The sequence below is a fragment of the Stenotrophomonas sp. 364 genome, assembly GCF_009832905.1.
Taxonomy (GTDB): domain Bacteria; phylum Pseudomonadota; class Gammaproteobacteria; order Xanthomonadales; family Xanthomonadaceae; genus Stenotrophomonas; species Stenotrophomonas maltophilia_AP.
In genome coordinates this window covers 4,576,070-4,590,003 of record NZ_CP047135.1, presented here as the reverse complement: position 1 = coordinate 4,590,003, position 13,934 = coordinate 4,576,070, and the positions used below count along the sequence as shown (strand labels likewise).

Here is a 13,934-nt window from a genome sequence, read left to right as displayed (position 1 = left end):
TCTCTCTCCCCTGCGCCATGAAGCCCGGCTCAGGTCGGGCTTCACTTTTACAGCAGCCGACCAACGGTCGGCTCTACCTGTGTTGGGCCGTCGCATAGTTTGCGCGGACAGCCGCCGACCGACGGTCGGCTCTACCTGCAGGGCCGCCGCGTTTTTTGCGGTTGGCATGGCGACACCCTCGTCGGTACGCCACGAAAGAACCCGGCCTTGTGCCGGGTTTTTTCGTTTCCGGGCGGTGTGTCCGGGCGTGGATGCCTACAAAAAACCCCGGCGTTTGCCGGGGTTTTTCGTGGGTCACTTGAACAGCGTGTCCGGGTATTCCGGCTTCTGTTCGCGCGCCAGCAACGCACGCAGGCCTTCTTCCGGGGTCTGCTCCCCGTGAAGCACCGCGCGCACCCGATCGGAGATCGGCAGGTCGATGCCGTGGCGGCGGGCCTGGCGCATGACTTCGTCGGCGGTCTGCACCGACTCCACCACCTGGCCGATGTCACGCACGGCGTCCTGCAGGGTCTGGCCGCGTCCCAGCGCCAGGCCAAGACGGCGGTTGCGCGACAGGTCGCCGGTGCAAGTGAGCACCAGGTCGCCCAGGCCAGCCAGGCCCATCAGGGTTTCCGGCTTGGCCCCGATCGCCGCGGCCAGCCGCAGCATCTCGTTGAGGCCGCGGGTGATCAGGCCGGCACGGGCGTTCAGGCCCAGCTGCATGCCATCGGCCACGCCGGTGGCCACGGCCAGCACGTTCTTCATTGCCCCGCCCAGTTCGGCACCGACCATGTCGTCACCGGTGTAGGCGCGGAACGCCGGTCCGTGCATCGCGTCGGCCACCTGTTGGGCGAATGCCGGTGCGTCACCGTGCACGGTGATCGCAGTGGGCAGGCCCTCGGTGACCTCCTTGGCGAACGACGGACCGGTCACCACCGCCAGCGGCACGTCCGGCCCGAGGACCTCGCGCGCTACTTCGTGCAGGAAACGGCCGGACCCGGGCTCGAAGCCCTTGGTCGCCCAGGCCACGCCGGCGTTGGCCGGACGCAGCGGCGCAAGTGCGCGCACGGTCTCACCGAAGGCATGCGACGGCACCACCACCAGGACCCAGGTGGCGTCGCTGACGGCGGCGGCCAGGTCGGTGGTGGCACGCAACGATGCCGGCAGCGGAATGCCGGGCAGGTAGCGGGTGTTCTCGTGGCGCTGGTCGATGGCCTCGACCATGGCCGCATCGCGCCCCCACAGCACGGTCGAATGACCGTGCCGGGCAAGCAGGCTGGCCAGCGCCGTGCCCCAGGAGCCGGCGCCGAGAACCGCGATCTTTTCTGCGTGGGTGCTCATCGCAACGACAGCAGCGCCGATCAGGCGTTGCCGGCCGGCTCGGAGTCGGCCAGCGAGGTTTCACCCTGCTCCTGGCGCTGACGCAGGGTTTCGGCGTACAGGCCTTCGAAGTTGATCGGCTGCAGGAAGAACGGCGGGAAGCCGCCGGCCTGGATCAGCTCGCTCACCAGCGAACGCACGTACGGGAACAGGATGTTCGGGCACTGGGTGCCGAGCAGCACGTCCACCGACTGCGGGTCCAGGCCGACCAGGCCGAACACGCCGGCCTGCTGCACTTCGGCCACGTAGGCGGTCTTGTCGCCGGCCTTGCAGGTCAGGGTGACGGCCAGCACGACTTCAAAGGCGTTCTCCCCCAGGCGCTGCACGCGCTGGTTGAGGTTGAGCTGCAGTTCCGGCTGCACGGCTTCGTTGAACACGGCCGGCGCATTGGGCGACTCGAACGAAACGTCCTTGACGTAGATCTTCTCGACGGTGAACGCAGGGCCAGTGGCGGCGTCGGCCGGCGCAACGGCGCCGTTGGTGGTCTCTTCGGACATTTCCTGTAGCTCCAGAAATTAAGTGCAATGGTTGGATTGTTACATGCCCTGCTATGCGGGCGTGTGGCACCGCGCACAAGGCACGGGGCGCAATCGCGCGGGAATCAGTTGCGGCCCTTGACCAGCGGCAACTCGGCCTGCTGCCAGGCCGGAATGCCGCCGTCGAGCACGTTGACCTGCTCGAAGCCGGCCTTCTTCAGCGCCTTGGCGGCGGTTTCCGAGGCGTTGCCGGTGCGGCACAGCAGCACCACCGGGCTCTGCTTGGCATTGGCCACCAGCTTGTGCTCCGGGCCGAACGCGCTGGGCTGCACGTTGCGGCTGCCGGCGATGTGACCCTTCTCGAAATCACTGCTGGAGGACAGATCGATCACGATCGCGCCACCGGCATTGATCAGGTGGGTCAGTTCAGCCGGCTTGAGCGACTTGAAGCCGCGGAACAGGCGGCGGACTTCGGTGACGATGATGGCCACGGTCAGGCCGACCAGGGCCATCGACAACATCGGGTTTCGGCCGGCAAAGGCCAGCAGCTCTTCGTAATTCACTAAGATCACGGGGCGATAATCGGGCGCCGATTGTCGCACATGCGGGCGAATCGGCGTCCAGCCCCCATCCCGGCAGGGTTCAGCGCTCCTGCCAGAGGTCCGGCAGGCCGTTGGCCTGCAGCCAGCGCTTGCCCTCGGCGTCCCAGCGCCAGATTTCCTTCACCCGCATGGTGCGCTCGGCCTGGGTGTTGTTGTTGATCACCCGCACCTCGGCGTTGCGCCCCACCCGGCCGTCGGGCAGGGGCACGTTGTCGCTGGCGCGATAGCTGGAAATCTTCACCTGCTCGTAGCGGCGCAGCTCCAGGTCGGTCAGCGGGTGGAGCTTGGCGTATTCCGGGTCCAGGTACGGCAGGGCGTCCTCGACGGTGCCCCAGCGCATGGTGGAGTCGTACTTGACCTGGGTCTCTTCCAGCTCCTTGCGCTGCTTCTTGGTGGTTTTCGGCTCGGCGGCCAGTGCGCTCACGCTGGTCAGCGCGAACACGGTCAGCAGCAGGATCTGAAACAAACGGCGCATGCGAATTCCCCAATCGGCAAGGCGCCCATCCTACCGCCTTGCGAAGGCCACGAAACGCCCGGTCAGTTCAGCGGCCGGCTTGCCTGCGGTGCCGGGCTGGCGGGCCACCAGACCGATCCGGGCCTTGCCGCGCTGGGCGAAGGTGGCCAGGAAGCCCTCCCAGTCGGCCGGGTCGGCGGCCTGGGCCTGGGCGTGCAGGTCTTCATAGACGGGGGCCAGGTAGCGCACGTGGCTGTCGGCCACGTAGACGTCGGCATCGAACCCGGCCAGGCGCAGGCGCAGGGTCACCAGCGCCCACCCGGACAGGGTCAGCGCCGAGGCCAGGCTGCCCCCGAATGCGTTGCCCTTGTCATTGACGTTGGCCGCCAGCGGCGCGCCCAGGTCGAGCATGCCCTCGCGGTAGGACACCACGCGGATCTGCATGGCCGCCACCGGGGGCATGCGGTCCAGCACGTGCTGCAGTTCGGCCAGGTGCGCGGACAGGGATTCAGGATTGGACATCGATACGACAACGTAACGGCAAAGGGCTCGCATAATGCCCGCAATGAACAGCGATGCACATGTGCCGGAATGGACCCTGATTTCACTGCGCCCGCGTGGCCAGCATGCGCCGTTGCGGCGTGCCGCGCAGGCCGCCGGCGCCAGCGTGGTGGCGCTGTCGCCGTGGGCGCTGCAGGTGCGCGACGACGATGCCAGCCGCGCCCAGCTGGCGCGTGCGCTGGCCGCGCAGCGGGTGGTGTTCAGCAGTCCGGCCGCGGTGCACGCGGCGGCGCGCCTGCTGCCCCTGAACGCGCCCCGTGCCGGTATCTGGCTGGCGGTGGGCGCGGGTACCGCCGCGGCATTGCGCGCCCATACCGCCGGCCCGGTGCTGGCGCCCACGCGGATGGACAGCGAGGGTCTGCTGGCCCTGCCTGAGCTGGCCGCCCTGGACGGGCTGGACGCGGGCCTGGTCACCGCGCCGGGGGGCCGCGGCATCATCGCCGCCACCTTGGTCGCGCGCGGCGCCACGCTGCACCGCGCCGATGTTTACCAGCGGGTGCCCTTGCCCCTGCCACCCCGCGCGCTGCAGCGGCTGCGCCGCCGCCCCGCGCCATGGGTGGTGGCACTCAGCAGTGGCGAAGCGCTGGAGCTGCTGCTGGCCAAGGTGCCGCAGGACCTGCTGCCGCGACTGCACGCCTCCCTCGTGGTGGCGGCCAGCGCGCGGCTGGCGGACCAGGCCCGCGCGACCGGCTTCGCCCGGGTCTGCGTCGCCGATGGCCCCCTACCACGCCAACTGGTGCAGGCCGCACACGCGGCGATCATCACTTCCGCATCTTCCTGAACAGGCGACGTTCCCGGCCTTGCGGGCCGCGCGCGCGGCGGGTGATGCTGTGCACCACGTCGCTCGCCAGCTTGTGGACACCCCGGCGCGCGCGACAAGGATGCCCGCATGACTGACGACGTTTCGCCACCGCCCGCCCCCCGTTCCCTGCGCTGGATCGTGCCCCTCGCGGTCGTGCTGCTGATCGGCGTGGGCGTGGCCTGGGGCTTGACCCGCTGGCAGGCCGAACAGGCGCGCGCCGCGCAGGCGCAGGCCGATGCCGGACTGCAGCTGCAGGGCCTGGTGGACAGCGTGGAAGCGCTGCGCCGCGACCAGCGCTCGACCTCTCAGCGGGTGCAGGACGCCGCCGCCACCAACCGCGTGCTGCGCGATGAAATGCTGGGCCTGAGCCAGCGCAACGCGCTGCTGGAAGACAACCTGGCCAAGCTGGCCGACAGCACCCGCCATGGCGCGCAGGCGCTGCAGCTGGAAGAGACCGAACTGTTGCTCGGCCAGGCCGCACAGCGCCTGGCCTACGCCGATGACGTGGACGGGGCCAAGCGCCTGTACGCGTTGGCGGCCACCACCCTGGCCGATGTGCAGGGCAACGACTATCTCAACCTGCGCCAGGCACTGATGCAGGAGCGCAATGCCGTGGACGCGCTGGGCCCGGGCGTGCGTGCCACCACCGCCACGCAGCTGGCCGCGTTCGCCACGGCGCTGGAGCAGGTTCCCGAACAGGTGGATGCCGGCGCCGGTGCAGCCGCCGGCACGCCGTGGTGGCATCAGGTGTTGGCCCCGTTCGTGACCATCACCCCCACCCGCACGCAGGGCCCGTTGACCGACGCCGACCGGGTGGCCGGCTGGGATTCCCTGCAGCTGGAACTGACCCTGGCCCGCGCCGCGGTGGAGCGTGGCGACCAGGAAGGCTTCACCCGGTCCGTCGACCGCGTCGCCGCCTGGCTGCCGCGACTGTGGCCGGATTCACCCGCCCTGCGCGAGCGTCGTGCTGAACTGCAGCAACTGCGTACGCGCGTGCTGCATCCTGCGGTACCCGAACTGGGCAGCACCTTGCAGCAACTGCGCGCGATGCGCGATGGAGATGACCGATGAAACCCTTCCAATCCCTGGTGGTGCTGTTGTTGGCGGTAGCCCTTGGCGTGATCGCCTCGCAGTTCCTGGGCACCGAACAACTGCGCCAGTTCGGCGAAGTGATCTACCGCTACGGCGGCAACGATTACCGGTCCACGGTGCCGCAGGTGGCCCTGATGGTGCTGGTGGGCCTGCTGGTGCTGTGGTTGCTGTGGAGCCTGCTGGCCTCGCCGTTCCGCGCATGGGGCCGCTACCGCCGCAAGCAGGGCCGCGCGCGTCTGATCGATGGCATCCAGGCACACGAACAGGGCCAGTGGCAGCGGGCTGAGAAGCTGCTCGACAGCGCTGCCGAGGACAAGGAAGTGACGGCCGTTGCGATGGTTACCGCGATCCGCAGCGCGCAGGCGCGCGACGACCAGGCGGCCGTGAACCAGTACCTGCAGCGCCTGGCCGGTGAAGACGCCACCCTGCATGCCCTGCTGCAGGCCGAGCGCCTGCTGGTGCAGGAGCGCCCGGTGGATGCGATCAACCTGCTGGACACCGCCACCATCCAGCCGCTGCCGCCGCGCGGCCTGTGGCTGCGCACCGAAGCGCTGGCCCGTGCCGAGCGCGCGCATGAGGCGTACGGCCAGTTGGGCGCGCTGCGCAAACAGAAGGTCCTGCCCGATGAGGCCGTGGCCGAGCTGGAAACCCGCCTGGCGGCGCAGTCGCTGCTGGAAGCGGGCGACGTCAATGCGCTGGCCGCGCAGTGGGAGGCTACGCCGAAGGCGCTGCGCAGCGATCCGGACGTGGTGTCGGCCTATGCACTGCGTGCGGTCGCGCTGGACTGGGACGAACCGGCCCTGCTCAACATCGAGCAGGCACTGGACACGCGCTGGGACGAGTCGCTGGTGACGTTGTACGGCCAGATGCCGGTGGACAAGCTGGCCACGCGCCAGGCCAACCTGCAGCGCTGGCTGGCCAACCAGCCGGCCAGCCCGGCTTTGCTGCTGGCGCTGGGCCGTATCGCGACCCGCCAGCGCCAGCACAGCCAGGCCGAGGACTACCTGCACCGCGCGATCGCCGCCGGTGCCGGTCCGGCGGCGTGGGAAGCGCTGGGCCAGTTGTTCGTGGAGCGTGGCGAACCGGCGCTGGCCGCACAGTGCTTCGCCAATGCGCTGCGCCAGCAGCGCGGCGACGACAGCATCGCGCTGGCGCGGGCCGACGCGGTTGTCACGCCGCTGGGCCCGGTGGTTCCCGAACGCGCTACGGTGGAAGAGCAGTCGCTGATGTCGCAACCGCTGCCGGTGCAGCCGGTGCGGCCGCTTGATCGCCTTGATCCGGTGGACCCGGCGGACCCGCTGGTGCGCGATGACCGCGACGCATTCGGCAACCCGCGCCTGCCCTGATCGCGCACGCCGGATCCACGCATTCGGGTAGTGCCGGCCGCTGGCCGGCTCCACGCACCCCATCCAACGTCCGTGAGGAGCCGGCCAGCGGCCGGCACTACCGGGCTTCGGGGTGGTGTGCAGCCACCCATGGGGTGGCTCTACCTCCCTCAACGAAAAAGGCCGCCCTTGGGCGGCCTTTTTTGTATGCGTGTCAGCGCGGATCAGCGTTCGACGATCGCCACCACGCCCATGCCGCCGGCGGTGCAGATCGAGACCAGCGCGCGGCCACCACCGCGTTCGGCCAGCTGCTTGGCCGCCGTGGCGATCACGCGCGCGCCGGTGGCGGCGAACGGGTGGCCGGTGGCCAGCGAGGAACCCAGCGGGTTGATCTTGGCCGGGTCGATCCGGCCCAGCGGCGCGTCCAGGCCCAGGCGGTTGCGGCAGTAGTCTTCGCTTTCCCACGCCCGCAGCGTGCACAGCACCTGCGCGGCAAACGCCTCATGGATTTCATAGATGTCGAAATCCTGCAGGGTCAGGCCGTTGCGCTTGAGCATTTCCGGCACCGCGATGGTGGGCGCCATCAGCAGGCCTTCACCGTGCACGAAATCCACCGCGGCCACCTGCGAATCGCGCAGGTAGGCCAGCGGTTCGTGGCCGTGCGCACGCGCCCATTCTTCGCTGGCCAGCAGCACCGCCGAGGCGCCGTCGGTAAGCGGGGTCGAGTTGGCGGCGGTCAGCGTGCCGCGCCCGGATACCTTGTCGAAGGCCGGCTTGAGCGTGGCCAGTTTTTCCAGCGAGGTGTCGGCGCGCAGGATGTTGTCGCGCTCGACGCCACGGAACGGGGCGATCAGGTCGTTGAAGAACCCGCGCTCATAGGCAGCGGCCAGCTTCTTGTGCGACGACACCGCCCACTCGTCCTGCGAGTCGCGCGAGATGTTCCATTCCTTGGCCATGTCCTCGCAGTGGTCGCCCATGCTCTTGCCGGTGCGCGGCTCGGCCACGCCGGGGAACTCGGGCTTGAGCTCGCTGAGCTTGAAGCCGCGGGTCAGCGCCTTGAGCTTGTCACCGGTGCTCTTGGCGCGGTTGGCCGCCAGCAGGCGTGCGCGCAGCTTCTTGCCGTACACAATCGGCACGTCGGAGGTGGTGTCCGAGCCGCCGCCGATCCCCGAGTCGATCTGGCCCAGCGCGATCTTGTTGGCCACCGCGATGATGGTGTCCAGCGAGGTGCCGCAGGCGCGCTGCATGGTGATGCCGGGCGTGAGCGGGGACAGGCCCGAGGACAGCGTGGCTTCGCGGCCCAGGTTCCAGTCGCTGGAATGCTTGATCACCGCGCCCATCGCCACTTCACCCAGCTGCTGGCCATGCAGGCCGAAGCGTTCCACCAGCGCACCGAGCGTGCGTACCGACATGCCGAGGTTGCCGACGTCCGAATAAGCCGTGTTCTGGCGGCAGAACGGGATGCGGACGCCACCGAGAATGGCGACGGGACGGGCGTTGGGCATGGAGATACCTGGCATGGGAGGGGTGTCTGCAACATGGCCTGCACGAAGGAGCAGGCATAATGGGGGCAAGTGTAGCTGCCGCCCTGTGATGGGCCAACCGTGAAACCATGAGCAAACCCGACCCCGGCATGAATGCCCTTGGCGTCCTGGCATTGGAACTGGCCGGCGGCGACGCGCCGCGCCATGCCGCGCTGTCTTCCGAACAGGCCGGCGAGCTGGCCGAACGCGTCGGCCGTGACCTGGCCAAACTGGTCCCCGGCGTCAGCGGGCTGGACTTCGTGTTCGCCGGCGCGCATTTCGACCCGGCCGAAGTGCTGCGCCCGGGCTGGCCCGTGCACCGCCGGCTGGAAGAACTGCAGATGCGCGCCCCCGGCCGCAACGAAGGCCCGCGCCTGCTGGCCTTTGGCGCCGGTGCCGACGGCGACGTGCCACTGCCCTTCCAGGCCGAGGCCACGTTGACCGGCGGTGGCCTGCGCGTGGTGCCGTTCCTGCTGACCGGGACCGACGTGGCGCAGACCCAGGCCGTGGCCGAGGCACTGGAAGAGGTGCTGCTGGCCCAGGGCATGGCCCAACCGGACACCGCACTGCTGGCGCAAACGGCTTTCGGTGCGCAGATCGAACACGCACGCTTCTTCACGGTGAACGACCTCGCCGCGATGATGTCGATGCAGTACGACAACCAGGGCCTGGCCGCACTGTGGCCGGTGATCGAAACCGCGTTGATGGCCCCGCGTTCGGAAGAGTGGCTGGACGCGCCCCCGGAGCCGCTGCTTCGATACGCCGATGGCGAAGTGCGTATGGCGCTGTTCGATCCCGCCGGCTGGTGTGCGTTCTATAACCACGGCACCGGCGACTGCGAGCGCCTGCAGGGCATCTACGACCAGTTCCTGATGCGCCAGCGGCAGATGGCCGCCGTGCTGGAAGCGCATGGCCTGCCGGTCCTGTTCGTGCATTGCGAAGCCGGCCAGGACGCGCGCGAGCTGCTCACCCGCTGACGGTCGTGCCGGCCGCTGGCCGGCTCCTCCGGGCATCGATAGCGATCATGGCAGCCACGCATGGCGTGGCTCTACCCGCGTTCCAAAAAAAAAACGCCGGCAATCGCCGGCGTTTTTCATTCTGCATCGCGTCGGTTACGGCGCGGCCTTGATCACTGCGCAGGCAAGGCGGGCACCGGCGTTGCCGGTCGGCTGGGTCTTGTAGTCGTCGGCGTCGGCGTGGACGATCAGGCCACGACCGATGATGTCGAAATCATCGCCCTTGCCGATATTGACGTTGGTGGACACATCCGCGTCGACCACGGCGTTGCCCTGGGCGTCGGCCTTGATGTTGGGCATGTCGCCACCGTGGTGCGGGGTGGCGGCCACGCTGCCGTGGTCTTCCTTGCCGGGGTTGAAGTGGCCGCCGGCGCTGGCGCCGTCCGGTGCGCTGCAATCGCCCTTCTCGTGGATGTGGAAGCCGTGCTCGGAGTTGGGCTTGAGGCCGCTCACCTCACCCTTCACGTGCACCTTGCCGTCCACCACGCTGAAGGTGACGTTGCCCTTGACGGTGCTGTCCTTGGTGGGCGCCAGTTCGGCAGCGGCGCCGTGGTTGGCGTGCGCTTCGCTGGTCATGGCCGGCGGCGCGTCCGAGGTGGATTCGGCGGTCGGCTGGGCGGCCGTGGCTTCGGCGGCCGGGGTCGCTTCGGGGGTGGTGTCGGCCGGCTTGTTGCAGGCGGTCAGGCCGAGCGCGGCAATGGCGGCAAACAGCGAGGTGTGGATCAGGCGCATGTGGAACTCCTTGCGGGTAGCGATGGAAAAAGCGGCGTCGGGTTGCGCGATCAGCGCGTGACCCGGATGACGCCGCAGGCGATTCTGGCGCCGGCATTGCCGGCGGGCTGGCTGCGGTAATCGTCGGCGTTGGCATGCACCACCAGTGCACGCCCGGCGATATCGGTGGCTGCGCCGCCGCCAACGGTAACCGCTGGCAGGCGCACATCCACGTTGACGCGACCCTGCGCATCGGCGCGCAGGTTGTCCATGTCGCCGGCGTGGTGCGCGCCGGCGCTGTTGCGGCCATGCGGCTGCGCGCCCGGATTGAAATGTCCGCCCGCGCTGCTGGCATCCACCGCGCTGCAATCGCCTCGCTCATGCACGTGGAACGCTGCCGTCTGCAACGGCTGCAGTCCACCGATGACGCCGGTGATGTGCACGCCCTGCGCATCCGGCACCAGCGCCAGACGCCCACTGACCAGGCTGGCCGACGCCGGCGACAGATTGGCTTCGGCCATTTTTGCAGTGCTCACCAACGGTACGGGTGGTGCGGTGGGACGTGCTGGCGGGGTGCTGCCGCAAGCCGCCAGGCCGAGGGCAACCACTGCACCGAGGACGAGAGAGGAACTGCGCATGGAAAACTCCTTGGTTGCAAACTAACGATGTGCTCGTCCACGCACCATGAAAGAGGCACGGACGCCGTGCACACATGCCGTGGACATCCGGTTCATCCGCCGCGACGGCGCCCGGCGCCGAGCTTGCGGGTCAGAGTGTTGCGGCCCATGCCCAGCCGCGCGGCGGCTTCGGCACGGCGCCCGTGGGTGATCTGCAGCGCCGCTTCCAGCAGCGCCTGGTCAACTCGGTCGCGCACCTGCGCGTGCAGGCCCTCGGCGCCTTCGGCCAGGCGTTGGCGCGCCCAGGCCGACAGCAGGGTTTCCCACTGGCCCGGATCGCCCGCCGCGCGGGTGCGCGGACCACCGCCGCGATGCAGCGCGCTGTCCACATCGGCCACGCCGATGGTGTCCGAGGCGGCCAGGGCCGCCATGCGCCAGCACACGTTCTCCAGCTCGCGTACGTTGCCGGGCCAGTCATGTTCACGCAGCGCCTGCAGTGCGGCCGCAGTGAGCCGTTTGGGTGGGGTGTCGAGCTTGCGCGCGGCGGCGGCGAGGAAAGTGTCGGTGAGCTGGGCGATGTCGTCGCGCCGTTCGCGCAACGGCGGCAGCCGCAACCGCACCACGTCCAGCCGGTGCAGCAGGTCGGCGCGGAAGCGGCCCTGTGCCACCAGCGATTCCAGGTCCTGGTGGGTCGCGGCGATCACGCGCACGTCCACCCGGATCAGCTCGCGGCCGCCCACGCGGAAGAACTCACCCTCGGCCAGCACGCGCAGCAGCCGCGTCTGCAGCGGCAGCGGCATGTCGCCGATCTCATCCAGGAACAAGGTGCCGCCATTGGCCTGCTCGAAGCGGCCGACGTGGCGTCGTTGCGCGCCGGTGAACGCGCCGGCCTCGTGGCCGAACAGCTCGCTTTCCAGCAATTCGGAGGGAATGGCTGCGGTGTTGAGCGCCACGAACGGCCCCTGCACGCGCGGCGATTCATGGTGCAGCGCATGTGCGACCAGCTCCTTGCCAGTGCCGGTTTCACCGTTGATCAGCACCGACAGCGGCGCCTGCGCCAGCCGCCCGATCGCGCGGAACAGCGCGCGCATGGCCGGGGTGTCGCCCACCAGCTGTGGGCGCTGGTCGGGCGTGGGCTCCACCGCAGCCGGTGTAGGCGCATCGGCCAGTGCATCGGGCGCGGGCAGCACGCGCTGGGCCAGCGCCACCGCATCGTCGAGGTCGAACGGCTTGGACAGGAATTCCTGTGCACCGCCGCGGAATGCGCCGGCAGTGCTGGCCACGTCGGTATAGGCTGACATCACGATCACCGGCAGTTGCGGGTGCGCGGCCTTGAGCTTGTCCAGCAACACCAGACCATCGTCGCCGGGCATGCGCACATCGGTGAACAGCAGGTCCGGTGGCGGCTGGGTATCGAGCATGGCCAGCGCCGAAGCGGCGCCGTCGAAGCCTTCCACGCGGTAGCCGGCGTCGCGCAGCGCGGTGCACAGCACGAAGCGGACCGCGCGGTCATCATCGACCACCCAGACGCGCTGGGCGGTGCTGTCGGTGTCATCCGCCATGGGCGGTCTCCTCGGCGGGCGTGCCGTGGCCGATCGGCAGCAGCACGGTGAAGACGGTATGCCCCGGTCGGGAACGATAGGTCAGCGTGCCGCGGTGTTCGCGCGCCACCTGCTGCGCCAGCGCCAGGCCCAGCCCGGTGCCTTCGGCGCGACCGCTCACCAGCGGCAGGAACAGGTGCTCGGCCAGCTGCTCAGGTACGCCGCGGCCGTCGTCGGCGATCTCCAGGCGCAGCGCCAGCGGGTGCACCTGGTCGCCGATGCGCACGCCGTGCTCTACCCGGGTGCGCAGGGTCACGCTGCCGGCGCCGGCCTGGATCGCGTTGCGCACCAGGTTCCACACCGCCTGGGTGAGGCGGTCGGCGTCACCGTCGAATTCGGGAATGCTGGGGTCGTAATCGCGCTGCAGCCGCACCGCCCAGCCGCCTTCGCTTTCGGCCAGGCGCAGCACGCGCTCCAGCGAGGCGTGGATGTTGAGCGGCGCGTGCGGCGCGGCCGGAGCCGGCGACAGCAGTTGTTCGAGCAGGCCGTTGAGGCGCTCGATCTCCGAGCCGATCAGTTCGATCAGCTCGCGTTCGTCCGGGTCGCGCTCATCGGGGGCCCGCTGCGCATTGCGCTTGGCCAGCAGTTGGGCCGCGCCCTTCAGCCCCGCCAGTGGATTGCGCAGCTCGTGCGCCAGCCCTTTGAGCGCCGCACTGAGCGCGCTGGGCAGGGCCTGGGTCGGGTCCAGGCCGGGGAACTCGTCCACCGGATGCGCTTCGAGCAGCCAGCCGCCTTCGTCCCACCGGCTCAGCCAGCCTTCGGCGAAACGCGGGGCGTCGCCCGGCAGGGCCAGGGCCAGGCGGTGCAGGCGCAGGGTGTCGCGCTCGTCACGGGCCAGGAAGTGGGCCAGCGCCTCGCCCTGCACTTCCAAGGAGGCCAGCGGCTGGCCAATCAAGCGGCGCACGCTGACGCCCAGCCAGCGGGCGAACGCCGGGTTGCAGCCCACCACGCGGCCACTGGCGTCGGCCCAGGCAACCGGGGTGCCGAGGACGTCAAGGGCGGGGGGCGCAAGTGCGGAGGTCATTGCACCAATGTAGTGCAAAAGCGAAAGGGGTTGAATCACAAACAGCGGGCAACCGGGACGACACCGCGTCTCACGCGTCTCCATTCATCCTGGTCAGCCGGCGGGGCGCGGGGGATCCGTGCCAGAACGTCCCCGTTCCGGTCCTCTTGTCAAGCATGAACACATCAAAGGTGGCCGTTACCCGATCATCAACCGCGCTTTGGGCGGTATAGAACGCGGCCAGCAGATCAAGGTGGTGGCGGTCGCACGCATCAGCTGTCTGGAAGAACAAGGACGGGCGTAGCAGCGTATTGAAGGCTTGGCATACCGATTCATCCGGTGATCGCTCTTCCCGCATCGAGAAGCGTGTGCTGATCGGCTCGACCTTCTCGTAGTCGATCGTGCGCTCCCTGATGGAAAGCCCATGCAAGGCAAAACCATCCGCTCCCGGCAACGAAAAATAGATGTTCGCCATGGAGTGGGTGCGCGGAATCCCATGACGGGCGCGCATCTGCTTCGCCTCGCTGGCCACCTGCAGCAGATCAACTGCCCCGCCCTGCTGTTCCTGGTGGAGGAATAAACGACAGAACCACATCGCCAGAAGTACGTCGCCCGATGCCGTGACGGCACCATACTTCCACGGGTAAACCTTTCGATAATTGCTGATTACGACATCAGAATCGGATTCAATTGACACCCGCGACATTACCGCGCAATGATCTCCGGCCAGGATCAGATGATCCTGCACGTCGGCGGCGATAATCAGCGTCATTGCTGGCGAGCTCCCTGAAA

The 13,934-nt window shown here is 69.0% G+C and carries 15 protein-coding genes; 4 read left to right on the top strand and 11 right to left on the bottom strand.

All coding sequences use genetic code 11. The features are described from left to right. Nucleotides 1-294: 294 nt before the first annotated feature. From GQ674_RS20380 to GQ674_RS20360, 5 genes are all read right to left on the bottom strand, one after another. Entirely contained in the window at nucleotides 295-1,320 is a 1,026-nt protein-coding gene (locus GQ674_RS20380; protein WP_128095472.1) for an NAD(P)H-dependent glycerol-3-phosphate dehydrogenase, read from the bottom strand. Between the two features lie 20 nt (nucleotides 1,321-1,340). Continuing rightward, on the bottom strand, nucleotides 1,341-1,856 hold the full coding sequence (gene secB, locus GQ674_RS20375) for a protein-export chaperone SecB (RefSeq protein ID WP_128095471.1): 516 nt from the start codon (nucleotides 1,854-1,856) through the stop codon (nucleotides 1,341-1,343). Nucleotides 1,857-1,960: 104 nt separating this feature from the next. Then, nucleotides 1,961-2,398, bottom strand: coding sequence for a rhodanese-like domain-containing protein (locus tag GQ674_RS20370; RefSeq protein WP_128095482.1), 438 nt, complete (start codon nucleotides 2,396-2,398; stop codon nucleotides 1,961-1,963). Between the two features lie 79 nt (nucleotides 2,399-2,477). Beyond that, nucleotides 2,478-2,912 (bottom strand): hypothetical protein, encoded by a 435-nt coding sequence (locus GQ674_RS20365; protein ID WP_159498802.1) that lies wholly within the window; start codon nucleotides 2,910-2,912, stop codon nucleotides 2,478-2,480. Nucleotides 2,913-2,942: 30 nt separating this feature from the next. After that, on the bottom strand, nucleotides 2,943-3,353 hold the full coding sequence (locus GQ674_RS20360; RefSeq protein ID WP_236546327.1) for a YiiD C-terminal domain-containing protein: 411 nt from the start codon (nucleotides 3,351-3,353) through the stop codon (nucleotides 2,943-2,945). 103 nt (nucleotides 3,354-3,456) lie between these two features. Here GQ674_RS20360 and GQ674_RS20355 point away from each other — a divergent pair, with 103 nt between their 5' ends. The 3 genes from GQ674_RS20355 to GQ674_RS20345 all read left to right on the top strand — a co-directional run bounded on the left by GQ674_RS20355 (nucleotide 3,457) and on the right by GQ674_RS20345 (nucleotide 6,692). Then, nucleotides 3,457-4,233, top strand: a complete 777-nt coding sequence (locus GQ674_RS20355) for a uroporphyrinogen-III synthase (RefSeq protein ID WP_159498798.1) — start codon at nucleotides 3,457-3,459, stop codon at nucleotides 4,231-4,233. Nucleotides 4,234-4,341: 108 nt separating this feature from the next. Next, a complete protein-coding gene (locus GQ674_RS20350; RefSeq protein ID WP_159498796.1) occupies nucleotides 4,342-5,325 on the top strand; it encodes a uroporphyrinogen-III C-methyltransferase in 984 nt (327 codons plus the stop codon). Continuing rightward, complete coding sequence (locus GQ674_RS20345; protein ID WP_159498794.1) at nucleotides 5,322-6,692, top strand: heme biosynthesis HemY N-terminal domain-containing protein; 1,371 nt, start codon at nucleotides 5,322-5,324, stop codon at nucleotides 6,690-6,692. The genes GQ674_RS20350 and GQ674_RS20345 overlap by 4 nt, the downstream gene beginning before the upstream one ends. A gap of 203 nt (nucleotides 6,693-6,895) precedes the next feature. Here the strand turns inward: GQ674_RS20345 and GQ674_RS20340 are convergent, their stop codons facing one another. After that, nucleotides 6,896-8,191 (bottom strand): acetyl-CoA C-acetyltransferase, encoded by a 1,296-nt coding sequence (locus tag GQ674_RS20340; protein ID WP_102100653.1) that lies wholly within the window; start codon nucleotides 8,189-8,191, stop codon nucleotides 6,896-6,898. 92 nt (nucleotides 8,192-8,283) lie between these two features. Here GQ674_RS20340 and GQ674_RS20335 point away from each other — a divergent pair, with 92 nt between their 5' ends. Next, nucleotides 8,284-9,171: a hypothetical protein gene (locus tag GQ674_RS20335; protein WP_128095465.1), complete on the top strand. Its 888-nt coding sequence runs from the start codon at nucleotides 8,284-8,286 to the stop codon at nucleotides 9,169-9,171. A 135-nt stretch (nucleotides 9,172-9,306) separates the two neighbouring features. Here GQ674_RS20335 and GQ674_RS20330 read toward each other — a convergent pair whose 3' ends face one another. The 5 genes from GQ674_RS20330 to GQ674_RS20310 all read right to left on the bottom strand — a co-directional run bounded on the left by GQ674_RS20330 (nucleotide 9,307) and on the right by GQ674_RS20310 (nucleotide 13,914). Continuing rightward, nucleotides 9,307-9,942, bottom strand: coding sequence for a superoxide dismutase family protein (locus GQ674_RS20330; RefSeq protein ID WP_159498792.1), 636 nt, complete (start codon nucleotides 9,940-9,942; stop codon nucleotides 9,307-9,309). A 50-nt stretch (nucleotides 9,943-9,992) separates the two neighbouring features. Continuing rightward, nucleotides 9,993-10,559, bottom strand: a complete 567-nt coding sequence (locus tag GQ674_RS20325; RefSeq protein ID WP_159498790.1) for a superoxide dismutase family protein — start codon at nucleotides 10,557-10,559, stop codon at nucleotides 9,993-9,995. Nucleotides 10,560-10,651: 92 nt separating this feature from the next. Continuing rightward, on the bottom strand, nucleotides 10,652-12,100 hold the full coding sequence (gene ntrC, locus GQ674_RS20320; RefSeq protein ID WP_159498788.1) for a nitrogen regulation protein NR(I): 1,449 nt from the start codon (nucleotides 12,098-12,100) through the stop codon (nucleotides 10,652-10,654). Next, nucleotides 12,090-13,163, bottom strand: a complete 1,074-nt coding sequence (locus tag GQ674_RS20315) for an ATP-binding protein (protein WP_159498786.1) — start codon at nucleotides 13,161-13,163, stop codon at nucleotides 12,090-12,092. Before GQ674_RS20315 ends, ntrC begins: the two co-directional genes overlap by 11 nt. A 70-nt stretch (nucleotides 13,164-13,233) precedes the next feature. Continuing rightward, a complete protein-coding gene (locus tag GQ674_RS20310; RefSeq protein ID WP_159498784.1) occupies nucleotides 13,234-13,914 on the bottom strand; it encodes a hypothetical protein in 681 nt (226 codons plus the stop codon). Between the last annotated feature and the right edge of the window lie 20 nt (nucleotides 13,915-13,934).